Origin of the sequence: Curtobacterium sp. MCBA15_013, from assembly GCF_001865095.1 — a bacterium.
Taxonomy (GTDB): Bacteria; Actinomycetota; Actinomycetes; order Actinomycetales; family Microbacteriaceae; genus Curtobacterium.
Genome location: NZ_MJGQ01000078.1, coordinates 53,249 through 78,482, shown reverse-complemented (window position 1 = coordinate 78,482; position 25,234 = coordinate 53,249). Strand labels below are relative to the sequence as shown.

Below are 25,234 nucleotides of genomic sequence, written 5' to 3'. Positions count from 1 at the left end.
GACCACGTCAGCATCCTTTAATGCCGTCCGGTGAGGCGGGGAAGGAGGTCGGCGTGGGCACCAGAACGGTCCTGCAGCACTCCGACATCACGCGTGCTCTGACACGCATCGCGCACGAGATCCTCGAGGCCAACCACGGTGCCTCGGACCTCGTGCTCCTGGGCATCCCGACGCGGGGTGCCGTCCTGGCCGAGCGGCTCGACCGCATCCTGGCGGACATCGAGCCCGAGTGGGCGGACATCGAGCCCGAGTGGACGAGCGAACCGGCAGCGACCGACGCGGACGCCGGCAGGTCGCACCGCGTCGGCACGCTCGACGTTACGATGCACCGCGACGACCTCGGCCACGGCATCGGCCGCGCGCCGCACCGGACGACCATCCCGGCGAGCGGCATCGACGGCAAGGTCGTGGTCCTCGTCGACGACGTCCTGTACTCCGGTCGCACGGTCCGGGCGGCACTCGACGCGCTCCAGGGCATCGGTCGCCCGCGCGCGGTCCGGCTCGCCGTGCTCGTCGACCGGGGACACCGCGAGCTCCCGATCCGCGCGGACCACGTCGGCAAGAACCTGCCGACGGCCTCCGACGAGCGGGTGACGCTCCGCCTGACCGAGACCGACGGCACCGACGAGGTCGTCATCGAGCAGGGCGACGGGGGTGCAGCGTGAAGCACCTCCTCTCCACCGCCGACCTCTCCCGCGCCGAGGCGATCCACATCCTCGACGTCGCCGAGGAGATGGCCGAGGTCAACACGCGCGAGGTCCGCAAGCTCCCCGCGCTGCGCGGCAAGACCGTCGTGAACCTCTTCTTCGAGGACTCCACGCGCACCCGGATCTCGTTCGAGGCGGCCGCCAAGCGCCTCTCCGCCGACGTCCTCAACTTCGCGGCGAAGGGCTCGAGCGTCTCCAAGGGCGAGTCCCTCAAGGACACCGTGCAGACCCTCGGCGCGATGGGCATCGACGGCATCGTGATGCGCCACGGCGCGTCCGGTGCGCCGCGGGTCCTCGCCGACGCCGACTGGATCGACGTCCCGGTCGTCAACGCCGGTGACGGCACGCACGAGCACCCCACGCAGGCCCTGCTCGACGCGTTCACGATGCGCCGGCGCCTGCACGGTGCCGGCAGCCGCGGCCAGGGCCTCGACGGTGTCCGGGTCCTCATCGTCGGCGACGTGCTGCACAGCCGGGTCGCCCGGAGCAACGCCTGGCTCCTGCAGACCCTCGGCGCGAGCGTCACGTTCGCCGCGCCGCCGACCCTGCTCCCGGTCGCGAGCACGCCGTTCGGCGCCGCGGTGCACCACGACCTCGACGTCGCCCTCGCCGAGGACCCGGACGTCGTGATGACCCTGCGCATCCAGCAGGAACGGATGAACGACGCGTTCTTCCCGAACCCGCGCGAGTACACCCGGCACTGGGGCCTCACGGCGAGCCGGTTCGCCCGGCTCGACGAGCGCACGCTGATCATGCACCCCGGCCCGATGAACCGCGGGCTCGAGATCGCCGGCGTTGCCGCCGACGATCCCCGCTCGACGGTCGTCGAGCAGGTCGAGAACGGCGTGTCGGTCCGGATGGCCGTGCTCTACCTGGCCCTGACCGGGTCCGAAGCGACCGCAGCAACGAAGGAGACCGTCGCATGACCGCCCACCTCATCCGCGGCGCGCAGCTGGTCGACGGCACGCGTGCCGACATCCGCCTGGAGGCGCGGCGCATCACCGCGGTCGGCTCCGGTCTCGACGCGGCCGGCGCCACGGTCGTCGACGCGGACGGTCTGATCGCCCTGCCCGGTCTCGTGGACCTCCACACCCACCTGCGCGAGCCCGGCTTCGAGGAGTCGGAGACGGTCCTCACCGGCTCGCGTGCCGCGGCCGCGGGCGGCTTCACCGCCGTCAACGCGATGGCGAACTCGTCGCCGGTGGCGGACACCGCCGGGGTGGTCGAGCAGGTGCAGGCGCTCGGCGACGACGCCGGGTACGTCACGGTGCGCCCGATCGGCGCGGTCTCCCAGGGACTCCAGGGCACCCACCTGTCCGAGATCGGGGCGATGGCGACGAGCCGGGCGAAGGTCCGGGTCTTCTCGGACGACGGCTCGTGCGTGTCCGACCCGCTCCTCATGCGCCGGGCGCTCGAGTACATCAAGGGCTTCGGCGGGGTGCTCGCGCAGCACGCGCAGGAGCCGAGGCTGACCATCGGCGCCCAGATGAACGAGGGCCGGCTGTCGTCGGAGCTCGGGCTCGCCGGTTGGCCCGCGGTCGCGGAAGAGGCGATCATCGCCCGCGACGTCCTGCTCGCCGACCACGTCGGGGCCCGGCTGCACGTGTGCCACGTCTCGACCGCCGGCAGCGTCGAGGTGATCCGCTGGGCGAAGTCCCGCGGCATCGACGTCACCGCCGAGGTCACGCCGCACCACCTGGTGCTGACCGAGGACCTCATCGCCGGGCACGACGGCGCTCCCGGTTACGACGCCCGGTACAAGGTCAACCCGCCGCTGCGCTCCCGCGAGGACGTCGACGCGCTCCGGGCCGCCCTGGCCGACGGCACGATCGACATCGTCGCGACCGACCACGCGCCGCACACCGCCGAGGCGAAGTGCTGCGAGTGGCCCGCGGCGGCGAACGGCATGGTCGGCCTCGAGTCCGCGCTGAGCGTCGTGCAGGCCGCCGTGGTCGACGACGGCCGGCTCGACTGGGCCGACGTCGCGCGCGTCCTGTCCGAGGCGCCCGCGCGCATCGGCCAGGTCGAGGGGCACGGGCAGCGGATCGCCGAGGGCGCACCGGCCGAGATCACCCTGTACGACCCGACGGCCGTCCGCGAGTTCTCCGTCGCCGACCTCGCCGGGCAGTCGCAGAACTCGCCGTACCTCGGCATGCGGCTCCCGGGCCGGGTCGTCGCGACCTTCCACCACGGGTACCCGACGCTCCTGTCGGGGGAGCTCGTCGACGCCGAGACGGTCGCCGGACACGCGCGCGCCGCGCGGACGGAGGCGACGGCATGAGCGGTGACGCGCTGCGCTGGCTCGAAGGCGCGATCATCCTCGCCCTCGTCGTCGCGCTGTTCGTCGCCATGGCACGCACCTGGCGGACGCGGGCGAGGAAGCAGGCGGAATCCGTGCCTCCCGTCCCGGTGCCGACCGACGTCGGACCGGCGGCCGGGTCCTGGGACGGCTTCACCGTCGCGACGACCCGCGCCGACCAACCGCTCGAGCGGATCACCGCTGGCGGACTCGGCTTCCGGGGCCGCGGCGGCGTGACCGTCCACGACACCGGCGTGGTGCTCCACCACGCCGGCACCCCGGACCGCTGGATCGAGGCCTCCGCCGTCCGCGGCGCCGACCGCGCCACGTGGGCCATCGACCGCGTGGTCGAGCCCGGGGGACTGGTCCGTCTGCGATGGACGGCGACCGGCGCCGCAGGTGCGTCGGACCTCGACACCTACTTCCGGTTCCCGGAGGGCGACGGCGCAGCACTGGCCGCCCTGCAGGGACTGTCGACGAAGCACGAACACCCGCACACCGCGGGCGAAGGGACGAACTGATGACACGCGAACGGGCCGTACTGGTCCTCGAGGACGGCACCCGGTACGACGGCTGGGCCTACGGCGCCTGCGGGCGCACGCTCGGCGAGGTGGTCTTCGCGACCGGCATGACCGGGTACCAGGAGACGCTCACCGACCCCTCCTACGCCGGACAGATCGTGGTGCAGACCGCGCCGCACATCGGCAACACGGGTGTGAACGACGAGGACCCCGAGTCCCGTCGCATCTGGGTCGCCGGCTACGTCGTGCGCGACCCCAGCCGCGTCGTGTCGAACCACCGCGCGAACGCCTCGCTCGACGACCACCTCGTGCGCGACGGCATCGTCGGCATCTCCGGGATCGACACCCGGGCGCTCACCCGCCGGATCCGCGACGCGGGTGCCATGAAGGGCGGCGTGTTCAGCGGCGCCGACGCCGCGCTGTCCGGGTCGGAGCAGCTCGACGCGGTCCGCGCGCAGGCCACGATGGCGGGCGCGAGCTTCTCGTCGATCGTGTCGACGCCCGAGACCTACGTGGTCCCCGCGGTCGGCGAGCAGATCGGCACGCTTGCCGTGCTCGACCTCGGCGTGAAGGCCTCGACCACGCGGTACCTCGCCGAGCGCGGCTTCGAGGTGCACGTCGTGCCGCAGGACATCACCGCCGACGAGCTCGAGGCCCTCGCGCCGGACGCGCTCTTCTACTCGAACGGCCCCGGTGACCCTGCCGCGTCGGACGCCCAGGTCGAGCTGCTCCAGGGCAGCCTGAAGACCGGGCGCCCGTTCTTCGGCATCTGCTTCGGCAACCAGCTGCTCGGACGGGCCCTCGGGTTCGGCACCTACAAGCTCCCGTTCGGGCACCGCGGCATCAACCAGCCGGTGCTCGACACCGTGACCGGCAAGGTCGAGATCACGAGCCAGAACCACGGCTTCGCGGTCGACGCACCCCTCGGCGAGGTCGTCGAGTCACCGGCCGGCTTCGGTCGCGTCGAGGTCTCGCACTACTCCCTGAACGACCAGGTGGTCGAGGGCCTCCGCGCGCTCGACGTGCCCGCGTTCAGCGTGCAGTACCACCCCGAGGCGGCGGCCGGCCCGCACGACTCCATGTACCTCTTCGACCGGTTCGCGGACCTCGTGCGCGAGCGTCGCGACGGGGAGCCGCTCGACGCGGCGACCGCCGACGCCACGACCCCCGCAGCAGACATCACCAAGGAAGCCAACTGATGCCGAAGCGCGCAGACATCAACTCCGTCCTCGTCATCGGCTCCGGCCCGATCGTCATCGGGCAGGCCGCCGAGTTCGACTACTCCGGCACCCAGGCGTGCCGCGTCCTCCGTGCCGAGGGCGTCCGGGTGATCCTCGTCAACCCGAACCCGGCGACGATCATGACCGACCCGGACTTCGCCGACGCGACGTACATCGAGCCGATCACGAGCGCGTCGCTCGAGGAGATCATCAAGATCGAGCAGCCGGACGCCGTGCTGCCGACCCTCGGCGGCCAGACCGCCCTGAACGCCGCGATCAAGCTCGACGCCGAGGGCATCCTCGACAAGTACGGCGTCGAGCTGATCGGCGCGAAGGTCGACGCCATCCAGCGCGGTGAGGACCGCCAGCTCTTCAAGGAGCTCGTCCTCGAGTCCGGCGCCGACGTCGCGCGCAGCCACATCGCGCACACCTTGGAAGAGGCGAAGGAGTACGCGCAGGACCTCGGCTACCCGCTCGTCGTCCGTCCGTCCTTCACCATGGGCGGCCTCGGCTCCGGCTTCGCCTACAACGAGGAAGAACTCGTCCGCTTCGTCGGCGACGGGCTGCAGTCCAGCCCGACGACCGAGGTCCTGCTCGAGGAGTCGATCCTCGGCTGGAAGGAGTACGAGCTCGAGCTGATGCGCGACAACTACGACAACACCGTCGTGATCTGCTCGATCGAGAACGTCGACCCCGTGGGCGTCCACACCGGCGACTCGATCACCGTCGCCCCCGCGCTGACGCTGACCGACCGCGAGTACCAGAACATGCGCGACATCGGCATCGACATCATCCGTCGCGTCGGCGTCGACACCGGCGGCTGCAACATCCAGTTCGCCGTCGACCCGTCGAACGGCCGCGTCATCGTCATCGAGATGAACCCGCGCGTCTCCCGCTCCTCGGCGCTCGCGTCGAAGGCGACGGGCTTCCCGATCGCGAAGATCGCCGCGAAGCTCGCGATCGGGTACCGCCTCGACGAGATCGAGAACGACATCACCCGCGTCACCCCGGCCAGCTTCGAGCCGACGCTCGACTACGTGGTCGTGAAGACCCCGCGGTTCGCGTTCGAGAAGTTCCCCGCGGCGGACGCCACACTCACCACGACGATGAAGAGCGTCGGCGAGGCGATGGCGATCGGCCGCAACTACGCGACGGCGCTGCAGAAGTCGCTCCGCTCGCTCGAGAAGCGCGGCTCGTCGTTCCACTGGGACACCCCGGCGGCCGAGCTCGACAAGGACGCGCTGCTGCAGAAGTCGGCGATCCCGACCGACGGTCGCATCGTCACCGTGCAGCAGGCGCTCGTCGCGGGCGCCACCGCCGACGAGGTCTTCGAGGCCACCAAGATCGACCCGTGGTTCATCGACCAGATCGTGTTGATCAACGAAGTCGCTCTGGAGGTCGAGAACGCCGAGACCCTCGACGCGGACACCCTGCGCTGGGCGAAGGAGCACGGCTTCAGCGACGCCCAGATCGGCAGCCTGCGGGGGATCACCGAGCAGCAGGCCCGTGACGCCCGTCACGCCGAGGGCATCCGCCCGGTGTTCAAGACCGTCGACACCTGCGCCGGCGAGTTCCCGGCCCTCACGCCGTACCACTACTCGTCGTACGACGCCGAGACCGAGGTCGCCCCGAGCGACCGCAAGAAGGTCGTCATCCTCGGCTCCGGTCCGAACCGCATCGGGCAGGGCGTCGAGTTCGACTACTCCTGCGTGCACGCGTCCTTCGCGCTGAGCGCCGCCGGGTTCGAGACGATCATGATCAACTGCAACCCGGAGACGGTCTCGACCGACTACGACACGTCGGACCGCCTGTACTTCGAGCCGCTGACCACCGAGGACGTCCTCGAGGTCATCGAGGCCGAGGCGGCCTCCGGCGAGCTCGTCGGCGTCGTCGTGCAGCTCGGCGGACAGACGGCCCTCGGACTCGCGAAGCCGCTCGAGGCGGCGGGCATCCCGATCCTCGGCACCAGCCCGAGCGCGATCGACTCCGCCGAGGAACGCGGCCAGTTCTCCGCCATCCTCGACGCTGCCGGCCTGCTCGCACCCCGGAACGGCACCGCCCACGACCTCGCCAGCGCGACCGCGGTGGCCGAGGAGATCGGCTACCCCGTCCTCGTCCGCCCGTCCTTCGTGCTCGGCGGCCGCGGCATGGAGATCCTGTACGACTCCCCGTCGCTCGCGGACTACTTCGACCGGATGGCCGACCAGGCGATCATCGGCCCGGAGCTCCCGCTGCTGGTCGACCGCTTCCTCGACGACGCGGTGGAGATCGACGTCGACGCGCTCTTCGACGGCGAGCGGCTCTACATCGGCGGGATCATGGAGCACCTCGAAGAGGCCGGCATCCACTCCGGCGACTCGGCCTGCACCCTGCCGCCGGTCGGCCTCGGCCGTGCCGAGATCCAGGGCGTCGTCGACGCGACCGAGAAGATCGCGCGCGGCATCGGCGTCCAGGGCCTGCTCAACGTGCAGTTCGCCATCGGCGCGGGCGTGCTCTACGTCCTCGAGGCGAACCCGCGCGCCAGCCGCACGGTCCCGTTCGTCTCGAAGGCGCTCGGCATCCCGCTGGCCAAGGCCGCATCGCGGATCATGACCGGCACGACGATCGACACGCTCGTCGCCGAGGGGCTCCTGCCCGCCCGTGACGGCGCGTTCGTGCCGATCCAGTCCCCGATCGCCGTGAAGGAGGCCGTGCTGCCCTTCCGCCGGTTCCGCACCCACGACGGCCAGGTCGTCGACTCGGTGCTCAGCCCGGAGATGCGCTCCACCGGCGAGGTCATGGGCATCGACCGCGACTTCCCGCGGGCCTTCCTCAAGTCGCAGGAAGCCGCGTACGGCGGTCTGCCGACGAGCGGCACCGTGTTCGTGAGCGTCGCCGACACCGACAAGCGCGCCATCGTGCTCCCGGTGCACCGGCTGCAGCAGCTCGGCTTCACGATCACGGCGACCGAGGGCACGGCGGAGATCCTCCGCCGCAACGGCATCGAGGTCACGCTCGTCGGCAAGTACAGCGAGGGCGGCGAGAGCGTCGTCGACCTGCTGGCCCGGAACGAGGTCGACATCGTCATCAACACGCCGTCGGGTGCCGCCGGTCGTGCGGACGGGTACGAGATCCGTGCGGCGACGGTCGCGGCGGACAAGCCGTTGTTCACGACCATCGCGCAGCTCGGGGCCGCGGTCGCGGCGATCGAGACGATCGGGTCGCCGCACAGCGTGCGGAGCCTGCAGGACTACGCGCTCGAGCGCGCCACCTGGTGAGCGACCCGGGCACGGGAGGCGCGGCCTCCTTCGGCGTCCGGCTCGCGGCCGCCATCGGGTCGCGTTCCGCCCTCTGCGTCGGCATCGACCCCCACGCCGCCACCCTGGCGGCGTGGGGGCTCGGCCGCGACGAGCAGGGCCTGACCGCGTTCGGCGCGACCCTGGTCGACGCGGCCGCCGGCCGCGCCGCGGTCGTGAAGCCGCAGATCGCGTTCTTCGAGGCCGCGGGGGTGGCGGGCTACCGTGCGCTCGACGCGACGATCCGTCGGGCACGCGATGCGGGCCTCCTGGTCGTCGCCGACGTCAAGCGCGGCGACATCGGGTCGACGGGGGACGACTACGCGCTCGCGTGGCTGGACCGTGACGGTCCGTTCGCCGCCGACGCCATGACGGTGTCGCCGTACCTCGGCTACGGCTCCCTCGCGGGAACGGTCGACGTGGCGCGCCGGAACGGTGCCGGGGTCTTCGTGCTCGCCGCCACGAGCAACCCCGAGGCGCGCGTGCTGCAGACCGCGGTGCTCGCCGAGGGACCTCGTTCGGGGCGGAGCGTCGCTGCCGGTATCGTCTTGGACGTGGCAGACGACAACCGGAGAGGCGGCGACCAGCCCCTCGGCGACGTCGGGCTCGTGCTCGGCGCGACCCTCGACCTCGACGACTTCGGCATCGACGCGGACACCATCGGCACCTCGCCGATCCTCGCCCCGGGCTTCGGCGCCCAGGGCGCCCGCATCGAGGACCTCCGCGCGCTGTACGGCGCCCGCGCCGAGCAGGTGCTCGTCAGCGAGTCGCGCGGTCTGCTCACCGACGGTCCCGACGGCGTCGCAGCCCTCGTGACCGACCGTGCGGACCGGATCCGTGCCGCGCTGGGGGCCGCCGCATGACGACGGACCGCGACGGCCTGCCCGCACACCGGAACCCACCCGAGGTCGACCGGGTCGCCGCGGCGGCCGCTGCGGTGGCCGCCCGTCGTGCCCGGGCCGCGGTCAAGGCCGCCGTCGCGTCGGGGGAGCGCTCCGCACTCGAGGTCGCCCGCACCGCCTGGTCGGACGCCGACGCACCGGCCGAGAAGTCCCTCCGGGTGCGCGACCTGCTCACGAGCCTCCCCGGCATCGGACCGGCACGGGCGGAGTCGATCATGGGCGAGCTGCGGATCGCGCCGTCGAAGCGCCTCGGCGGCCTCGGCACCCGGCAGCGGTCGGAGCTCGCTGACTGGCTCGCGGCCCGCGGTCGCAAGCGCGGGTCGTCGAAGCTCGTCGTCCTCGCCGGCCCCACCGCGGTCGGCAAGGGCACCGTCAGCGCGTACATCCGCGAGCAGTACCCGGACGTCAACCTCAGCGTCTCGGCGACGACCCGCAAGCCGCGTCCGGGCGAGGTCGACGGCGTGCACTACTACTTCGTGGACGACGCCGAGTTCGACCGGATGATCCGCGACCGCGAACTCCTCGAGTGGGCCACCGTCCACAACTCGTACCGGTACGGCACGCCCCGGCCGCCGATCGACCGCGCGCTCGACGCCGGCGACAAGGTGATGCTCGAGATCGACCTGCAGGGCGCACGCCAGGTCCGGGACGCCATGCCCGACGCGGTGCTCGTCTTCCTGCTGCCCCCGTCGTGGGAGGAACTCGTGCGCCGGCTGATCGGCCGCGGCACGGAATCGGCCGAGGAACAGGCACGCCGGCTCGACACCGCCAAGGTCGAACTCGCCGCCCAGGACGAGTTCGACGTGCGCATCGTGAACTCCGATGTCGGCACCGCGGCGCGTGAGGTCGTAGACTTGTTCACTGCGCCCTGACCGGGCGTCCCCCCGTTCCGTCGACTGGAGACACCATGGCCAACCCCCAGGGCATCATCGACCCGCCCATCGACGACCTGCTCGCCAAGGTGGAGTCGAAGTACGCGCTCGTCATCTTCGCCTCGAAGCGCGCGCGACAGATCAACGACTACTACGCCGACCTGCACGAGGGTTCGCTGTTCGACAACGTCGGCCCGCTGGTCGACTCGACGATCGACGACAAGCCGCTGTCCGTCGCACTGCACGAGATCAACGAGGACAAGCTCACCGTCACCAAGCAGCAGCAGCCCACCGACTGACCGCGGTGACGAGCAGCAGCCTGCGCCTCTTCACGTCCGAGTCGGTGACGGAGGGGCACCCCGACAAGATCTGCGACCAGATCTCGGACACGATCCTCGACGCGCTGTTGACCGTCGACCCGCACGCACGCGTCGCGGTGGAGACGATGGTCACCACCGGACTCGTGCACGTCGCCGGCGAGGTCACGACCTCGGGCTACGTCGAGATCCCGAAGCTCGTCCGTGACGTCATCACGGGCATCGGCTACAACTCGTCCGAGGTCTCCTTCGACGGCCACACCTGCGGCGTCGAGGTCTCGATCGGTGCGCAGTCGCCCGACATCGCCCAGGGTGTCGACGAGTCCCTCGACGCGCGCTCCGGTGCCGGCGTGGACCCGCTCGACCGCCAGGGCGCCGGCGACCAGGGCATCATGTTCGGCTTCGCGACGAACGAGACCCCCGAGTACATGCCGGTCGCGATCTGGCTGGCGCACCGCCTGGCCGAGCGACTGGCCGCGGTCCGCAAGTCCGGCGAGCTGTCGTTCCTGCGTCCCGACGGCAAGACCCAGGTCACGGTCGGGTACGACGGCGTGGTGCCGAAGACCGTCGAGACCGTCGTGCTCTCCACGCAGCACTCGCCGTCCGTCACGCTCGACGAGCTCACCGCCGCGGTGACCGAGCACGTGATCCGGCCGGTGCTCGCCCAGGTCGACCTCGACTCGTCGCACGTCGACGTCATCGTGAACCCGACCGGCCGGTTCGAGATCGGCGGCCCCCAGGGCGACGCCGGCCTCACCGGACGCAAGGTCATCGTCGACACCTACGGCGGTGCCTCCCGCCACGGTGGCGGCGCCTTCAGCGGCAAGGACCCCTCGAAGGTCGACCGCTCGGCCGCCTACGCGCTGCGCTGGGTCGCGAAGAACGCGGTCGCCGCGGGCCTCGCCGACCGGCTCGAGGTGCAGGTCGCCTACGCGATCGGCCGCGCGAAGCCCGTCGGGCTCTACGTCGAGTCGTTCGGCACCGGACACGTCGACGACGCCACGATCGAGGCCGCGATCCTGCAGGTCTTCGACCTCCGGCCGGCCGCGATCATCCGCGACCTCGACCTGCTCCGTCCGATCTACGCGAAGACCGCGACGTACGGGCACTTCGGCCGCGAGCTCCCCGGGTTCACCTGGGAGCAGCTCGACCGCGTCGAGGAACTCCGCGCCGCCGCAGGACTCGTCGCCGCTGCCGTCTGAGGCCTCGGCGTGACCACCGTCGCGCGCGTCGTCCTCGACTCGCCGCTCCCGCAGTTGGACCGTCTGTTCGACTACCGGGTGCCGGACGGGCTCGAGGACGACTGCGTGCCGGGGGTGCGGGTCAAGGTGCCGCTCCGCACCGGTGCGCGCATGTCCGACGCCTACGTGGTCGAGATCGTCACCGAGGGTGAGTACCCGGGCGAGCTCAGTGCGATCGAGACGGTCGTCTCCCCGGTGCCGGTCCTCGCGCCGGAGATCTGGTCGCTCGCGCGCGCCGTGGCCGACCGTGCCGCGGGGGTGGCGTCCGACGTGCTCCGGCTCGCCGTGCCGACGCGCCAGGTCCGTGCCGAGAAGGCCTGGCTGGCGCGCGACACCGCGTGGTCGCCGCCGGCGGTCGAGCCGCCGCCCGTCACCGGCTACGCCGACGGCGTCCTGGAGGCGCTGGTCGCCGACCACGGTCGCGCTGCGGTCGCCGCCGTCCCCCACCCGACAGCGCTCGGTGCCGCCGACGCGCCGGTCTGGGTCCCCGGATGGGCCGCCACGCTCGCCCAGGCGGCCGCGCACACGGTCGCCGCGGAGCAGTCGGCCGTGATCGCCGTGCCGGACTTCCGCGACGTCACCGACCTCGAGCGTGCGCTCCTCGCGGTGCTGCCGCCGGAACGGGTCGTCCGGTTCGACGCCAAGCAGACGAACGGGCAGCGGGCGAAGGCCCTGCTGCAGGCGAGGACCCACTCGGTCGTCGCGATCGGCAACCGCACGGCGGTGTACGCGCCGGCGACCGAGCTCGGACTCATCGCCATGTGGGACGACGGGGACGCCTCGTTCATCGAGCCGCGTGCCCCGTACGTGCACACCCGGGACGTCGCCCTCGTCCGGGCCGCACAGTCCGGGGCCGCGCTGCTGTTCCTGTCGCACGCCCGGAGCACCGACGTGCAACGGCTCGTCGAGCTGCACTGGCTGCAGGAGGTCACGCCGTACCGGGCGAAGACACCCAAGGTCATCCCGACCGTCCAGCAGACCGGTGCCGAGGGGTACGCGGCACAGGCCCGCATCCCGAGCTCGGCGTGGCGCGCCGCGCGCGAGGCCAGCCAGCACGGAGCCGTCCTCGTGCAGGTCGCCAGTCCGGGGTTCGGCACCGGGCTCGTCTGCGCCGAGTGCGGTGAGCGCGCGCACTGCCGGATCTGCGGCGGTCCGCTCGGCAGCCCGCACCGGGGCGCGACGCCGCAGTGCCGGTTCTGCGGCGCGCTGGCGGTCGGGTTCCGCTGCCCGACGTGCGGCAACGGCACGGTGAAGCCGGTCGGGCAGGGGGCGCAGCGCACCGCGGACGAGCTCGGCCGGGCGTTCCCGGGCACGCGCATCGTGGTGGCCGACGGCTCCCGTCCGCTCGACGAGGTCCCGGCGCGCCCCTCGGTCGTGGTCGCCACCCGCGGAGCCGAGCCGAGCGTCCCGGGCGGGTACGCGTGCGTGCTCCTGCTCGACGGGGAGCGCATGCTCGCGCGCGAGGGGCTCCGCGTGCAGGAGGACGTCCTGCGCTTCTGGACGAACGCCGCCGCCAAGGGAGCCCCGGGCGCCGAGGCGTACCTCGTGGGCATCGGCGGGAAGCTCGCGACGGCCATGGCGCTGTGGCGGCTCGACGGTCCGGCGCACGATGAGCTCGCCGACCGCCGTGAGCTGCACTTCCCACCGGCCGTGCGGGTCGCGACGCTGACGGGCACGGACGAGGCGGTGACGGCCGCGGTCGAGGCGCTCGACGGCCTCACGGTCGGCCCCGTGCTCGGTCCGGTACCGGTCGAGGACGACGCACTCCCGGGAACCGTCCGTGCGATCGTGCGCTTCCCGTACGCGCACGGCGCCGAGGTGGCGGCGACCCTCAAGGCCGAGGTGATCCGGCGTGCGTCCACGCGGCGGGTGCTGCCCGGGGGGAACCGGCGTCGGGCGGCGCCGGCGCTCCGGGTGCGGCTCGACGACGCGGAGCCCTTCAGCGAGGTCTGACCCGGCCGGCCGCGCGCTGCTGGGCGCGGGCCGTCGCGCCGGACCTGCGCCGTGCCTCCAGGGCGCCTGCCGCGTGCCGCGCGTTGCCCGCGCGCGCATGTTCCGACGTTCCGCCCGTCGATCGACGCGTGTTCTGTCGCCACATGCGCACGCACCGTCTGCGCGCGCATGTTCCGACGTTCCGCCCGTCGATCGACGGGTGTTCTGTCGACGCATGCGCACGCACCGGCCGCCCGCGCGCCCGTGTCCACGCCGTGCATGCGACATGCACGGCCCACTTGCGTGACCTGTGCCAGGGTGGACGACGGCGGTCACGAGCCGCCGACGACACACATCACGCACGACGAGGTGACGCGGATGACGCCGATGAGGGCGCTGTACAAGCCGGACGCTGCTCCGGGACTGATCATGACCGAGCGGCCGGTACCGGTCCCGACGGAGGACGAGGTCCTCATCCGGGTCCTCCGCACCGGGATCTGCGGGACCGACCTGCACATCCGGCGGTGGGACGACTGGGCGGCGTCGGCGGTCACGGCCCCGCTGGTCCCCGGACACGAGTTCTTCGGCGAGGTGGTCGAGGTCGGCTCCGCCGTGCGCGACGTCGCGGTGGGGGACCGGGTCTCCGGCGAGGGTCACATCGTGTGCGGCACGTGCCGGAACTGCCGGGCCGGCCGACGCCAGATGTGCATCCGCACGAAGGGCCTCGGCGTGCAGCGGGACGGCGCCTTCGCGGAGTACCTGACGCTGCCCGGCGCGAACGTCTGGGTGCACCACGCCGACGTCGACCCCGAGGTCGGCGCCCTGTTCGACCCGCTCGGCAACGCGGTGCACACGGCGCTCGCGTCCCCCGTCGTCGGCGAGGACGTGCTCGTCACCGGGTGCGGGCCGATCGGCCTCATGGCGATCGCGGTCGCTCGGCACGCCGGTGCCCGGTTCGTGGTCGGTACGGACGTCAGTGCGAACCGACTGCGGATGGCCGAGGCGATGGGCGCCGACCTCGGCGTCGACGTCGGTGCCGCCGGTGACCTGATCCGGGCGGCGCAGGAGCAGCTCGGCATGCGCGAGGGGTTCGACGTCGGCTTCGAGATGTCCGGCGCCCCGACCGCCCTCCCGGCGATGGTCGACAACATGAACCACGGCGGGCGGATCGCCATGCTCGGACTGCCGACCGGCGAGATCGCGGTCGACTGGGGCAAGGTCGTGACGCACATGCTCACGGTCACGGGCATCTACGGCCGCGAGATGTTCGAGACGTGGCAGACCATGAGCTCGATGCTGCAGACGAGCGAGGTGCTGCGCGACCGCATCGCCTCGATCGTCTCGGGGCGCTTCGCGGCGCGTGACTGGGAGGCAGCGTTCGCCGCGGCGGCGAGCGCGGACGGCGGCAAGGTCGTCATCGACTGGACGGAGATCTGATGTACGGCGCGATCAAGGAACACCTGACGGCCGAGCTGGCGGGCATCGAGGCCGCCGGGCTCACGAAGCGGGAGCGCGGCATCGCCGGTCCGCAGCGTGCGGCGATCGAGGCGGACGGTGCTCCGCTGCTGAACTTCTGCGCGAACAACTACCTCGGGCTGGCCGACTCCACCGATCTCGTCGACGCGGCGAAGGACGCCCTCGACCGCTGGGGCTACGGCATGGCGAGCGTCCGGTTCATCTGCGGCACGCAGGACCTCCACCTCGACCTCGAGCGTCGCGTGTCGGCGTTCCTCGGTACCGAGGCCACGATCCTGTACTCGTCGTGCTTCGACGCGAACGGCGGCCTGTTCGAGGTGCTCCTCGGGCCGGAGGACGCGATCATCTCGGACGAGCTGAACCACGCCTCGATCATCGACGGCGTGCGGCTCTCGAAGGCGCAGCGGTACCGGTACCGCAACCGCGACGTGCAGGACCTCGAGGCGCAGCTCGTCGCCGCCGGGGACGCCCGGTTCCGCGCGATCGTCACCGACGGCGTCTTCTCGATGGACGGCTCGATCGCGCCGCTCGCCGAGATCTGCGACCTCGCGGACCGCTACGACGCCCTCGTCATCGTCGACGATTCGCACGCCGTCGGCTTCGTCGGCGAGCACGGCCGCGGGACGCCCGAGCTGTGCGGCGTCGCGGACCGGGTCGACGTGTACACGGGCACGTTCGGCAAGGCACTCGGGGGTGCGAGCGGCGGGTACGTCGCCAGCCGCCAGGAGATCGTCGACCTGCTGCGGCAGCGGTCCCGTCCGTACCTGTTCTCGAACTCGCTCGCGCCGGTGATCGCCGCGGGGACGGTCGCAGCGCTCGACCTCATCGAACGGTCGGACGACGCTCGCGAGCGGCTGCGGGCGAACGCGGCGCGCTTCCGGTCGCTCATGACCGACGCCGGGTTCGAGCTGCTGCCGGGGGAGCACCCGATCGTCCCGGTGATGTTCCACGACGCGGCCCTGACCGCCCGGATCGCCGACGAGATGCAGGCGCGCGGGATCTACGTGACGGCGTTCAGCTACCCGGTGGTCCCGAAGGGCCGGGCACGGATCCGGGTGCAGCTCTCGGCGGCGCACACCGAGGAGCAGGTCCGGCGGTGCGTGACGGCCTTCACCGAGGCCCGAGCGGCCGCGGCGCGAGCGGCCGCGGCGCGAGCGGCCGCGGGTCCGAGCGGCGACGCGGTCAGCCCGCGGTGACGGCGTGGTGGCGCTCGCGCGGGAAGACCACGCCGAGCGCCACCATCCCGACCGCGAGCACCAGGTGCAGCCAGTTGTCCGCCCAGTTCAGCGGCACGAAGTTCGCCCCGAAGTCGTGCCCGGCGGTGAACAGCCCGTACACCCACAGCACGAAGTAGACGACGCCACCGATCACGAGGTACATGCGGGACCCGGTGGCGTAGCGCGCCGCGAGCAGTCCGACGACACCGAACAGCAGGTGCACGACGTTGTGGAGCACCGACACCTGGAAGAGTCCGAGCAGCATCGCCATCGAGCCGTGCCCCGCCCCGCCGAGGTCGCCCGTCGTCAGCCCGGGGACGAACCCGGCGATCCCGACGAGCAGGAAGACGACCCCGACGACGAGTGCGATCGCCTGGATGCTCGAGCCCGCGTAGCGGTTGGTGGACGTGGTGACGTCGGACATGGTGGAACCTCCTCGTTCGGCTGCTGGCGACGGTACCCGTGGGAGACTCGGACGGTGACGACGGGGGAACGCACGAACGACCGCACGGGGGCCCGCACGCTCCCGCTCGCCGGCTGGCGCTACCAGGGCACGCTGCGCACGTACCAACGCGACGTCCTCGACCGGGTGCCGGTCGAACCCGGCGACCCCGTCCACGTCGTCGCGCCCCCCGGGGCCGGCAAGACCCTGCTCGGGCTGCTCCTCGCCGGACGCCACGGTGCGCGCGCCCTCGTGCTCGCGCCGACCGCGACGATCCGCGCGCAGTGGGCCCGATCGGCGTCGGCCCTGCACGGCGACGCGACGGTGTCCGAGGACCCGGACCGGCCCGGCGACCTCACCGCGCTGACCTACCAGATGCTCTCCGTCCTCGACACCGGCAGTCCGCTCACCGACCTCGCCACCGCGGACTGGCGTCGCGAACTCGTCGACGGGGGACGGGACGACGCGGCCGCAGCACGGTGGATCGACGACCTCCGCACCAGCAACCCGGCAGCGTTCCGGAAGGGCGTCCGTCGCCGTTCCCGCGCGATCCGGAAGCGGCTCGCGCGCGAGGACCCCGAGCGCCTCGCCGAGGCCCTGCACCCGAACGCCCGCGCACTCGTCGACCGGCTCGTGGCACACGGCGTCGAGACCGTCGTCCTCGACGAGTGCCACCACCTCCTCGACCACTGGGCGCTGGTGGTCGCCTACCTGCTCGGCCGCATCCGCGCGTCCGGCCGCGAACCGGTCGTCATCGGCCTGACCGCGACCCTGCCGTCCACCGACGACCGCGACGCCCACGACACCTACACCGCACTGCTCGGCGACGTCGACCACGAAGTGCCGACACCCGCCGTCGTGAAGGAGGGCAACCTCGCGCCCTACCGCGACCACGTCTGGTTCGTCGAGCCGACCCCGGACGAGCTCGCCTTCCTGCGCGACCACGAACGCCGACTCGCCGCGCTGATCCGCGGCGCGCTCGCCGAACCCGACGGGATCGACTGGCTCGAGACGACGCTGCAACCGGAGACCAGCACCGGCGCGGTCCCCGGACCGGACCCCGGCACAGGGCCCGCCACCGCCGAGGAACGACTCGCCGCAGCCTTCGCCGCCGACTTCCCCGTCGCCGAGGCCGCCGCACGCACCCTCGCCGAGTTCCGCCCCGACCACCCGCTGCTCGCGCTCCTGCCCGACGACGTCCGACGCGCCCCCGACGCCGAGGGGCGGATCCGGGTCCTCGCCCGCTACGCCCTCGACCGACTGCTGCCCGACCCCGACCGCGCGGAGCAGTGGCAGCGCATCAAGCGCTCGATCGTGGACTTCGGCTTCACCCTGACCGACCGCGGCGTCCGACGGAGCCGGGACCCGATCGACACCGTGCTCGCATCGTCCGCCGCGAAGGACCGCGCCGTCGTCGACCTGCTCCACCTCGAACTCTCCCAGGACGCCGCCGACCGGGTCCGGGCCGTCGTGGTGACCGACCACGCCACCCACGGCAACACCCGGGGGAGCGCCGTCCCGGCCGCGGGCGCACTCCGGACCTTCGCCACGGTCGCGACGGAGGACCACCCCGTGCCGCTGCGCCCCGTGCTCGTCACCGCACGCCACCTCCGGATCGCCACCCGGGACGCCGACGTCCTGCTCCCCGCACTCGACCAGCGCCTCGGCACGACCTGCAGCACGGAGCCGGTGCCCGAGGACCCGCACGTGCTCAGCGTCGAGACCCCCGGTGCCGGATCGGCCGCCGTGCTGGCCGCCGTCTCCGCCCTGCTCACGGACGGCACCACCCGACTCGTCGTCGGTACCCGTGGCCTCCTCGGCGAGGGCTGGGACTGCCCCGCCGCGAACACCCTCATCGACCTCACCGCCGTCGCGACCTCGTCGGCGACCCAGCAGCTCCGCGGTCGCACGCTCCGCCTCGACCCGGCGTGGCCCCGCAAGGTCGCCCACAACTGGACCGTCACCGCCGTCATCCCGGCCGACGTCCCGCTCGACGCCGCCCCGGACGTCTCCCGGATGCGCCGGAAGCACGAACAGATCTGGGGACTGCTCCGCTCGGACTCTGCGCAGGTGGTCCGCGGCACGTCGATCGCGCTCACCGACGGGCAGGCCCGCCGGCTCGCCGGACTCGTCGCCAAGGACGAGCGGCAGACCGTCCGGGCCCTCGACGAGACCATCGCCGCCGAACTCCCCACCCGGGCCGACAGCTGGGCCGCCTGGCGCGTGGGCGAGCCCTACGCCGACCGCGAGAGCACGGCGACCGTCGTCGAGGAACCACGGACGCAGCCGTTCCGCACCGGACCGACCGCGGAGTTCGTGCTCGCCGTCGTCCTCGGCGCGGTCCTCTGGCTGCTCGCCGAGTCCGCCCGGGGCATCGTCGCCCTCTGGCGGCTCGGCTCGTTACCCGGCGTGCTCGGGCTCCTCGTCGTCATCGGTCTCGCCGTCCTGCTCGTCTGGCCCGTCGCCCGACAGCTCGGCCTCGCCCTCCGCCAGCGGTTCAGCACCGTCGGCGCCTACCGCAGAGCCGTCCGGGTCGTCGTCGACGCACTGCACCGGGCCGGTCGGGTCCCGGCGTTCGGCGAGGGGGACGTCCGCGTCACCGCGCAGATGGCGGGGAAGGTGCCGCAGAGCTTCACGATGGAGGTGCTCGGCGCACGCCCCGAGGACCGCCGCGTCGTCACCGGCGCGCTCGCCGAGTTCTTCGGCCCGGTGCGGACCCCGCGCTTCCTGCTGCAGGTCAGCCGCACCGAGCGCGCGACCGTGCGGCGGGCACCGTTGCTCGTCGTGGCCCTGGCCGTGGCCCGTGCGGCCACCCCGGGCGACCGGTACTTCGCCGTGCCGGCGGCCGTGGGACGTCGCCGTGCCGATGCCGAGGCGTTCGCCGCCGACTGGAGCCGCCGGGTCGGTCCGTGCCGCCTGCACGAGATCGACTCGCCGGAGTCGCTCGTGCTGCTGGTCCGTGCCCGCCGGACGTCGGGTGCCGCCACGGCCGCGCCGGTGCTCCGCGACCAGTGGTCCTGACACGATCCGAGCTGCCGTCGGACGCGGAGCACGTGGGGAACATGGGAGGATCGAACCCATGCGTCTCGTCGTCGCCGGCAGCCCCGCTGCGGCCGTCCCCACCCTCCGCCGCCTCGCGGCGTCCGAGCACGAGATCGCCGCGGTGCTCACCCGTCCGGCGACCCCGCAGGGCCGGAAGCGCGTCCTCACCCCGACCCCCGTCGCCCAGGTCGCACAGGAGCTCGGCCTCCCGGTGATCGAGGCGTCCCGGGTCGACGACGAGGTCACCGCCCGCATCGCCGACCTCGGGGTCGACCTCGGCGTCATCGTCGCGTACGGCGCCCTGCTCCGACGCCCGGCGCTCGACGCCCCGCGGCTCGGCTGGGTGAACCTGCACTTCTCGGACCTGCCGCAGTACCGCGGCGCCGCCCCCGTCCAGCGCGCGGTGATGGCCGGCGACACCCGCACCGCCGCGACGGTGTTCCAGCTCGTCGAGGCGCTCGACGCCGGTCCGGTGTACGCGAGCGACCCGTTCGACATCGACCCCGAGGCGACCTCCGGCGAGGTCCTCGCCGCGATGGCCGAGACCGGCGCCGAGACCGTCGTCCGCGTCGTCGACGACATCGCCGCGGGCACCGCGGTCGCCGTGGAGCAGACCGGCGAGCCCACCGTCGCCCCGAAGCTGACCATCGACGACGGTCGCATCGACTTCGCCGCACCGGCCACCGTCGTGCACGCACGCCTGCGCGGCGTCACGCCCGAGCCCGGCGCGTACGCCCACCTCGGCGAGACCCGCGTCAAGCTGCTCCGCAGCAACCGACTGCCAGGAGGCGCGGCAGACCCCGCCCCGTCGCTCGCCCCCGGTGCGCTCAGCGTCCAGGGCGGTCGGCTGCTCGTCGGGACCGCAGACGACCCGCTCGTGCTCACCGAGGTGCAACCCGCCGGCAAGAAGGCGATGGACGCCGCCGCCTGGGCCCGGGGCCTCGGCTCCCTCGACGGGAAGGTCCTGGCGTGAGCGCCGCGAGCACCGGGCAGCGCCGGCACCACGGACCGCGGCAGACGAGCGCCCGCCGTGTCGCCTTCGACGTGCTGCGGGCGGTGCAGGTCGACGACGCCTACGCCAACCTCCTGCTCCCGACCCGGATCCGCCGCGCCGGGCTCTCCGCGCGCGACGCCGGGTTCGCCACCGAGCTGACCTACGGGTCGATCCGGATGCTCGGCCGGTACGACGCGATCATCGCCCTCGCCTCCGGTCGTCGCATCGACAACGTCGAGTCCGACGTGCTCGACGTCCTCCGGCTCGGCGCCCACCAGCTGCTCGGGATGCGCACCCCGACGCACGCCGCCGTCGACGCCACGGTCGAGCTCGCCCGCGAGGTCGGTGCCCGCCGCGCCACCGGCTTCGTCAACGCCGTGCTGCGCAAGGTCGCCGCACGGACCGACGACGAGTGGGACGCGCTCATCACCGAGGGCCGCGGTGGGGACGCACTGCTCGCCACCCGGTGGTCGCACCCCACGTGGGTGGTGTCCGCGCTGCGGGACGCCCTCGCTGCCGAACGCTCGCGGGACGAGCTCGCCGCGCTCCTGGCGGCCGACAACGCCGCGCCCCGGGTGCAGCTCGCCGCGCTGCCCGGGCTGGCCACCGACGAGGACGTCGCCGCTGCCCGGGCCCACGCCGCGACCGCGACCGAACACGAGACGGACGCCGACGACGAGACGCAGGTCGCGCCTCCCGAACCGCTCACGGACCCCGATGCGGACCTGCCGGTCTCGCCCGTCGGCATCCGCGGGATCTCCGGCGACCCCGCCCGCGTGCCGGGCGTCACCGCCGGACGGCTCCGCGTGCAGGACGAGGGCTCCCAGCTCGCGGCACTGGCGCTCAGCCGGTCGTCGGCGATCCGGCCGGGGGAGCGGTGGCTCGACCTCTGCGCCGGGCCCGGCGGAAAGGCGGCGCTCCTCGCGGCCGAGGCCGCACAGGGCGGGGCGACCCTCGTGGCGAACGAACTCGTGCCGGCGCGTGCCGGACTCGTGCGGAAGGCGCTCGCGGGCGCCGGTGACGGCGTGACCGTGGTCGAGGGCGACGGTCGGCGCTTCGGTCGCGACGGCGCCGGGGTGAGGTTCGACCGGATCCTGCTCGACGCGCCCTGCACCGGACTCGGAGCGCTCCGGCGTCGTCCGGAGGCCCGGTGGCGCAAGCAGCCCGAGGACGTCCCCGAGCTCGCCGCGCTGCAGGCCGAACTGCTCGACGCCGCCGTGCGGGTGCTCGCACCGGGCGGGACCCTGGCGTACGTGACGTGCTCGCCGCACCTGGCGGAGACCCGCGGACAGGTCGACGCGCTGATGGCTCGGCACGGTGGCGAGCTCGAGCAGCTCGACACCGCGTCCGTCGTGCGGTCCGTGGCTGCGCGGGACCCTCGGGTGGCCGACGGGAACACGGTGCAGCTCTGGCCGCACCGGATCGGGACGGACGCGATGTTCATCGCGCTGTTCCGGCGCGTCGCGTAGCACGAGAGCCCAGCAGCGGGCCGCCGGCTCAGCGTGACCGGCGATAGGCGCTCCCATCGCATGTGTGCACGGCGTCCTCGTCGAACAGTGCCCGCAGGTTGTACGCGGCGCAGTCGCGGAAGGTCGCGATGCTGATCCACCGCGCCGAGCGGCGGAGCTCGCCCTTCGCGGGGCCGTCCGAGCCGATGCCGGCCCGGTGCACCGTCCAGGCGATGTCCCGCGCCTCGGCGTCGAGGTAGCGCATCACCGCCTCGTTGTCGGCGTGCTGCCCGCGGTACGCGCGGGCGAGCGTCGCCCGCACGAGCCGCAGCACCGGTGCGAGCCGCCGGCCGGGAGGCGCGCTCAACCCGCCCGCCTGGTAGAGCAGGCGGGTGGCACCGCTCCGACGCATCGCCGGCACGAGCGCCCGGACGAAGGGCGTGTTGACCAGACGGTCACGCTGCGCGTCGACGTCCCCGAGCATCACGACGACGGCGGTCACACCGTCCAGCAGTGCGTCGAGGTCGAGGTCGTCGGGGACGGAGCCCGGTACGACCTCGAGGTCGTCGTGCTGGATCGTGAGCTTGGCCGGCGTGCGGGCGACGGCGCGCACCCGGTGTCCGGCGTCGAGGGCGAACTGCGTGAAGTGCTGGCCGGTCTGGCCCGTCGCGCCGAAGACGAGCAGGTGCTGTTGGGGTGTCATGGTCCCAATCTAGGCAGTGACTAGAAAATAGGCAATGCCTAGTCGCGGGGTAGGGTGGAGGCATGCCGGATCGTCCCTTCCACCACGGGAACCTCCGCGCCGTCCTGCTCGACGAGGCCGTGACGGTCCTGCGTGAGGACGGTGTCGACGGGCTGTCCCTGCGTGACCTCGCGCGCCGTGCCGGTGTGAGCCACGGAGCGCCACGGAGCCACTTCGTCGATCGCCAGGCGCTCCTCGACGCCGTGGCCGAGCTCGGCTTCGACCGGCTGGCCGCCGCGGTGCGCCGAGCGCTGGCCGGGGCCGGTGACCTGGACGACCGCTTCCGCCGGGTCGCCCTCGCGTACGTCGACTTCGCGATCGACGACGCCGCGCTGATGGACCTGATGTTCCAGGCGAAGACGACCACCCGGGCCGAGTCGGTGCAGGCCGCCGCCTCGTCGCTGTTCGCCGTGCTCGACGGCGCGATGGGGAGCGCGGTGGCGGACGGCGGCGACGGCGACGCCCGGCACCTGTTCAAGCTCCTGTTCGCCGCCACCATGCAGGGGATCGCCGCGCTCGTGGTCTCGCGTCGGATCGACCGCGCCGAGGGGGAGCGGCTGGTGGACGCCGCGCTGGAGACGATGCTCCGCTCGGACCTCGGCTCCCGCGCGGTCGGCGCGAACTGAAGCGGGTGCGGAGCGGGCTGACGGACGCACCCCGGTAGGCTCGACGGGTGACGATCCGCATCTCGCCGAGCATCCTGTCCGCCGACTTCGCGAACCTCGAACGCGAGCTCCACCGCATCGAGACCGCCGACCTGGTGCACGTCGACGTGATGGACAACCACTTCGTGCCGAACCTCACGCTGGGCCTGCCGATCGTGCAGCGCCTGCAGGAGGTCTCCCCGGTGCCGCTCGACGTCCACCTCATGATCACGAACGCCGACACCGAGGCGCCGAAGTACGCCGAGACGGGTGCGTCGAGCGTGACCTTCCACTTCGAGGCCGCCGACGACCCGGTCGCGACCGCCGCGGCGATCCGCTCGAACGGCGCCCGGGCAGCCGTCGCGGTGAAGCCCGGCACCCCGATCACCCAGGTGCTCCACCACATCGACGCCTACGACATGATCCTGCTCATGACGGTCGAGCCCGGGTTCGGCGGCCAGGCGTTCATGCGCTCGGTGATGCCGAAGCTCGCCGACGCCCGTGCGGCGGTCGACGCCTCGGGGCTCGACGTCTGGCTCGAGGTCGACGGCGGGATCGCGGTCGACACGGTGCCCGAGGCGGTCCGCAGCGGTGCCGACACCCTCGTGGCGGGCTCCGCGGTCTACGGCGGCGAGCCGGCCGCGCGCATCGCGGACCTGCGCGAGGCGGCCGCGGCAGCACGCTCGTGACCGGACCGGCGCCCGAGGTGACGGGCGTGACGGACACGATCCGCGCCTCCCGTCCGGACGGTACGTCGGCCGTGTCGGCGGGGGACGGTAGCCTGGTGCGCGTGAAGACGTTCGACGACCTGTTCCAGGAGCTCACCGAGAAGGCGCGCACGCGCCCCGAGGGCTCCGGCACCGTCGCCGAACTCGACGCCGGCGTGCACCAGATCGGCAAGAAGATCGTGGAAGAAGCGGCCGAGGTCTGGATGGCGGCCGAGTACGAGGGCGACGAGCGCACCTCGGAGGAGATCTCGCAGCTCGTGTACCACCTGCAGGTGCTCATGGTGGCGAAGGGGCTCACCCCGGCGGACGTCTGGCGACATCTCTGATCCGCTGATCAGCCGCCGACCCTCCACCAGAAAGCAGACCCCCTGATGCTCCGCATCGCCGTGCCCAACAAGGGCTCCCTGTCCGAGACCGCGTCCGACATGCTGCGCGAGGCCGGGTACGCCGGCCGCCGCGACCCGAAGGCGCTCCACCTGCTCGACGAACGCAACGGCGTCGAGTTCTTCTTCCTCCGCCCGCGCGACATCGCCACGTACGTCGGTTCCGGCGCGCTCGACGTCGGCATCACCGGCCGCGACCTGCTGCTCGACTCCGGCTCCGCCGCGCACGAGGTCGACGCGCTCGGGTTCGCCGACTCGACGTTCCGGTTCGCCGGCACGCCCGGCCGGTTCAGCACGCTGCAGGACCTCGACGGTGTGCGGGTGGCGACGAGCTACCCCGGACTCGTGGGGGAGTTCCTCGCGAAGCACGGCGTCACCGCGACGCTCGTGAAGCTCGACGGCGCGGTCGAGAGCGCCGTGCGCCTCGGTGTCGCCGACGCCGTGGCCGACGTGGTCTCGACGGGCAGCACGCTCCGGGCGTCCGGGCTCGAGATCTTCGGACCGGTCATCCTCGAGTCGACCGCGCTCCTCATCTCCACCGACGAGACGATCCCCGGCATCGACGTCCTGCGGCGCCGACTGCAGGGCGTGCTCGTCGCGCGCGGCTACGTGATGCTCGACTACGACATCCCCACCGGGCTCCTCGAGCAGGCGACCGCCGTCGCCTCGGGCATCGAGTCGCCGACGGTCTCGCCGCTGCACGGTCGCGACTGGTCGGCCGTCCGCGTGATGATCCCGCGCGACGACGCGAACCTCATCATGGACGCGCTGTACGACCTCGGCGCGCGCGCCATCCTCGTCAGCCCGATCCACGCCGCACGACTGTGACCGG

Annotated in this window: 22 protein-coding genes; 20 read left to right on the top strand and 2 right to left on the bottom strand. The window is 72.9% G+C overall.

The window, feature by feature from the left end; all coding sequences use genetic code 11:
* Positions 1 to 20 precede the first annotated feature (20 nt).
* The 13 genes from pyrR (at position 21) to BIV01_RS17815 (ending at position 15,958) form a co-directional block, all read left to right on the top strand.
* On the top strand, positions 21 to 665 hold the full coding sequence (pyrR, locus tag BIV01_RS17875; RefSeq protein WP_071303728.1) for a bifunctional pyr operon transcriptional regulator/uracil phosphoribosyltransferase PyrR: 645 nt from the start codon (positions 21 to 23) through the stop codon (positions 663 to 665).
* On the top strand, positions 662 to 1,633 hold the full coding sequence (locus BIV01_RS17870) for an aspartate carbamoyltransferase catalytic subunit (protein ID WP_070416253.1): 972 nt from the start codon (positions 662 to 664) through the stop codon (positions 1,631 to 1,633). The genes pyrR and BIV01_RS17870 overlap by 4 nt, the downstream gene beginning before the upstream one ends.
* Positions 1,630 to 2,988 carry a dihydroorotase gene (locus BIV01_RS17865; protein WP_071303727.1) on the top strand — a complete coding sequence of 453 codons (1,359 nt, stop codon included), beginning with the start codon at positions 1,630 to 1,632 and terminating at the stop codon, positions 2,986 to 2,988. Before BIV01_RS17870 ends, BIV01_RS17865 begins: the two co-directional genes overlap by 4 nt.
* Positions 2,985 to 3,527: a PH-like domain-containing protein gene (locus tag BIV01_RS17860; RefSeq protein ID WP_071303726.1), complete on the top strand. Its 543-nt coding sequence runs from the start codon at positions 2,985 to 2,987 to the stop codon at positions 3,525 to 3,527. The genes BIV01_RS17865 and BIV01_RS17860 overlap by 4 nt, the downstream gene beginning before the upstream one ends.
* Positions 3,527 to 4,726 carry a glutamine-hydrolyzing carbamoyl-phosphate synthase small subunit gene (carA, locus tag BIV01_RS17855; RefSeq protein WP_071303725.1) on the top strand — a complete coding sequence of 400 codons (1,200 nt, stop codon included), beginning with the start codon at positions 3,527 to 3,529 and terminating at the stop codon, positions 4,724 to 4,726. The genes BIV01_RS17860 and carA overlap by 1 nt, the downstream gene beginning before the upstream one ends.
* Complete coding sequence (carB, locus tag BIV01_RS17850) at positions 4,726 to 8,004, top strand: carbamoyl-phosphate synthase large subunit (protein ID WP_071303724.1); 3,279 nt, start codon at positions 4,726 to 4,728, stop codon at positions 8,002 to 8,004. The genes carA and carB overlap by 1 nt, the downstream gene beginning before the upstream one ends.
* Positions 8,001 to 8,885 (top strand): orotidine-5'-phosphate decarboxylase, encoded by an 885-nt coding sequence (pyrF, locus tag BIV01_RS17845; RefSeq protein WP_083414134.1) that lies wholly within the window; start codon positions 8,001 to 8,003, stop codon positions 8,883 to 8,885. Before carB ends, pyrF begins: the two co-directional genes overlap by 4 nt.
* Positions 8,882 to 9,796 (top strand): guanylate kinase, encoded by a 915-nt coding sequence (gene gmk, locus BIV01_RS17840; RefSeq protein WP_070416248.1) that lies wholly within the window; start codon positions 8,882 to 8,884, stop codon positions 9,794 to 9,796. Before pyrF ends, gmk begins: the two co-directional genes overlap by 4 nt.
* A 35-nt stretch (positions 9,797 to 9,831) precedes the next feature.
* The gene (gene rpoZ, locus BIV01_RS17835; protein WP_022906709.1) at positions 9,832 to 10,095 is read left to right on the top strand and encodes a DNA-directed RNA polymerase subunit omega; all 264 of its coding nucleotides are present in this window, start codon (positions 9,832 to 9,834) and stop codon (positions 10,093 to 10,095) included.
* 5 nt (positions 10,096 to 10,100) lie between these two features.
* Positions 10,101 to 11,315 (top strand): methionine adenosyltransferase, encoded by a 1,215-nt coding sequence (gene metK / locus BIV01_RS17830; RefSeq protein ID WP_070416247.1) that lies wholly within the window; start codon positions 10,101 to 10,103, stop codon positions 11,313 to 11,315.
* 9 nt (positions 11,316 to 11,324) lie between these two features.
* Positions 11,325 to 13,307, top strand: coding sequence for a hypothetical protein (locus tag BIV01_RS17825; protein ID WP_071303723.1), 1,983 nt, complete (start codon positions 11,325 to 11,327; stop codon positions 13,305 to 13,307).
* Between the two features lie 366 nt (positions 13,308 to 13,673).
* A complete protein-coding gene (gene tdh, locus BIV01_RS17820; protein ID WP_071303759.1) occupies positions 13,674 to 14,723 on the top strand; it encodes an L-threonine 3-dehydrogenase in 1,050 nt (349 codons plus the stop codon).
* On the top strand, positions 14,723 to 15,958 hold the full coding sequence (locus tag BIV01_RS17815) for a glycine C-acetyltransferase (protein WP_071303722.1): 1,236 nt from the start codon (positions 14,723 to 14,725) through the stop codon (positions 15,956 to 15,958). The genes tdh and BIV01_RS17815 overlap by 1 nt, the downstream gene beginning before the upstream one ends.
* Here the strand turns inward: BIV01_RS17815 and BIV01_RS17810 are convergent.
* A complete protein-coding gene (locus BIV01_RS17810; RefSeq protein ID WP_175473778.1) occupies positions 15,945 to 16,403 on the bottom strand; it encodes a DUF4383 domain-containing protein in 459 nt (152 codons plus the stop codon). The genes BIV01_RS17815 and BIV01_RS17810 overlap by 14 nt on opposite strands.
* Before the next feature lie 54 nt (positions 16,404 to 16,457).
* Here BIV01_RS17810 and BIV01_RS17805 point away from each other — a divergent pair, with 54 nt between their 5' ends.
* From BIV01_RS17805 to BIV01_RS17795, 3 genes are read left to right on the top strand one after another with little or no spacing between them, the layout of a single operon-like run.
* A complete protein-coding gene (locus BIV01_RS17805) occupies positions 16,458 to 19,442 on the top strand; it encodes a DEAD/DEAH box helicase family protein (RefSeq protein ID WP_071303721.1) in 2,985 nt (994 codons plus the stop codon).
* A gap of 58 nt (positions 19,443 to 19,500) precedes the next feature.
* Positions 19,501 to 20,436, top strand: a complete 936-nt coding sequence (fmt, locus tag BIV01_RS17800) for a methionyl-tRNA formyltransferase (RefSeq protein ID WP_071303720.1) — start codon at positions 19,501 to 19,503, stop codon at positions 20,434 to 20,436.
* Positions 20,433 to 21,926, top strand: coding sequence for an RsmB/NOP family class I SAM-dependent RNA methyltransferase (locus BIV01_RS17795; protein ID WP_071303719.1), 1,494 nt, complete (start codon positions 20,433 to 20,435; stop codon positions 21,924 to 21,926). Before fmt ends, BIV01_RS17795 begins: the two co-directional genes overlap by 4 nt.
* A 28-nt stretch (positions 21,927 to 21,954) precedes the next feature.
* On the opposite strand, the gene BIV01_RS17790 is transcribed toward BIV01_RS17795, so the two are convergent.
* A complete protein-coding gene (locus BIV01_RS17790; protein WP_071296281.1) occupies positions 21,955 to 22,608 on the bottom strand; it encodes an NAD(P)-dependent oxidoreductase in 654 nt (217 codons plus the stop codon).
* 62 nt (positions 22,609 to 22,670) lie between these two features.
* Here BIV01_RS17790 and BIV01_RS17785 point away from each other — a divergent pair, with 62 nt between their 5' ends.
* The 4 genes from BIV01_RS17785 (at position 22,671) to hisG (ending at position 25,230) form a co-directional block, all read left to right on the top strand.
* Positions 22,671 to 23,273: a TetR/AcrR family transcriptional regulator gene (locus BIV01_RS17785; RefSeq protein ID WP_071303718.1), complete on the top strand. Its 603-nt coding sequence runs from the start codon at positions 22,671 to 22,673 to the stop codon at positions 23,271 to 23,273.
* A 47-nt stretch (positions 23,274 to 23,320) separates the two neighbouring features.
* Complete coding sequence (gene rpe, locus BIV01_RS17780; RefSeq protein WP_071303717.1) at positions 23,321 to 23,980, top strand: ribulose-phosphate 3-epimerase; 660 nt, start codon at positions 23,321 to 23,323, stop codon at positions 23,978 to 23,980.
* Positions 23,981 to 24,081: 101 nt separating this feature from the next.
* Entirely contained in the window at positions 24,082 to 24,345 is a 264-nt protein-coding gene (locus BIV01_RS17775) for a phosphoribosyl-ATP diphosphatase (protein ID WP_031259753.1), read from the top strand.
* 45 nt (positions 24,346 to 24,390) lie between these two features.
* Positions 24,391 to 25,230: an ATP phosphoribosyltransferase gene (hisG, locus tag BIV01_RS17770; RefSeq protein WP_071303716.1), complete on the top strand. Its 840-nt coding sequence runs from the start codon at positions 24,391 to 24,393 to the stop codon at positions 25,228 to 25,230.
* Positions 25,231 to 25,234 lie beyond the last annotated feature (4 nt).

Bases quoted from the DNA above. Each gene is read 5' to 3' on its own strand.
- BIV01_RS17790 (WP_071296281.1), bottom strand. From the start codon at position 22,608: ATGACACCCCAACAGCACCTGCTCGTCTTCGGCGCGACGGGCCAGACC.
- fmt (WP_071303720.1), top strand. From the start codon at position 19,501: ATGCGTCTCGTCGTCGCCGGCAGCCCCGCTGCGGCCGTCCCCACCCTC.
- BIV01_RS17815 (WP_071303722.1), top strand. From the start codon at position 14,723: ATGTACGGCGCGATCAAGGAACACCTGACGGCCGAGCTGGCGGGCATC.
- carB (WP_071303724.1), top strand. From the start codon at position 4,726: ATGCCGAAGCGCGCAGACATCAACTCCGTCCTCGTCATCGGCTCCGGC.
- BIV01_RS17785 (WP_071303718.1), top strand. From the start codon at position 22,671: ATGCCGGATCGTCCCTTCCACCACGGGAACCTCCGCGCCGTCCTGCTC.
- BIV01_RS17860 (WP_071303726.1), top strand. From the start codon at position 2,985: ATGAGCGGTGACGCGCTGCGCTGGCTCGAAGGCGCGATCATCCTCGCC.
- tdh (WP_071303759.1), top strand. From the start codon at position 13,674: ATGAGGGCGCTGTACAAGCCGGACGCTGCTCCGGGACTGATCATGACC.
- gmk (WP_070416248.1), top strand. From the start codon at position 8,882: ATGACGACGGACCGCGACGGCCTGCCCGCACACCGGAACCCACCCGAG.
- pyrR (WP_071303728.1), top strand. From the start codon at position 21: ATGCCGTCCGGTGAGGCGGGGAAGGAGGTCGGCGTGGGCACCAGAACG.
- rpoZ (WP_022906709.1), top strand. From the start codon at position 9,832: ATGGCCAACCCCCAGGGCATCATCGACCCGCCCATCGACGACCTGCTC.
- carA (WP_071303725.1), top strand. From the start codon at position 3,527: ATGACACGCGAACGGGCCGTACTGGTCCTCGAGGACGGCACCCGGTAC.
- BIV01_RS17865 (WP_071303727.1), top strand. From the start codon at position 1,630: ATGACCGCCCACCTCATCCGCGGCGCGCAGCTGGTCGACGGCACGCGT.
- BIV01_RS17810 (WP_175473778.1), bottom strand. From the start codon at position 16,403: ATGTCCGACGTCACCACGTCCACCAACCGCTACGCGGGCTCGAGCATC.
- hisG (WP_071303716.1), top strand. From the start codon at position 24,391: ATGCTCCGCATCGCCGTGCCCAACAAGGGCTCCCTGTCCGAGACCGCG.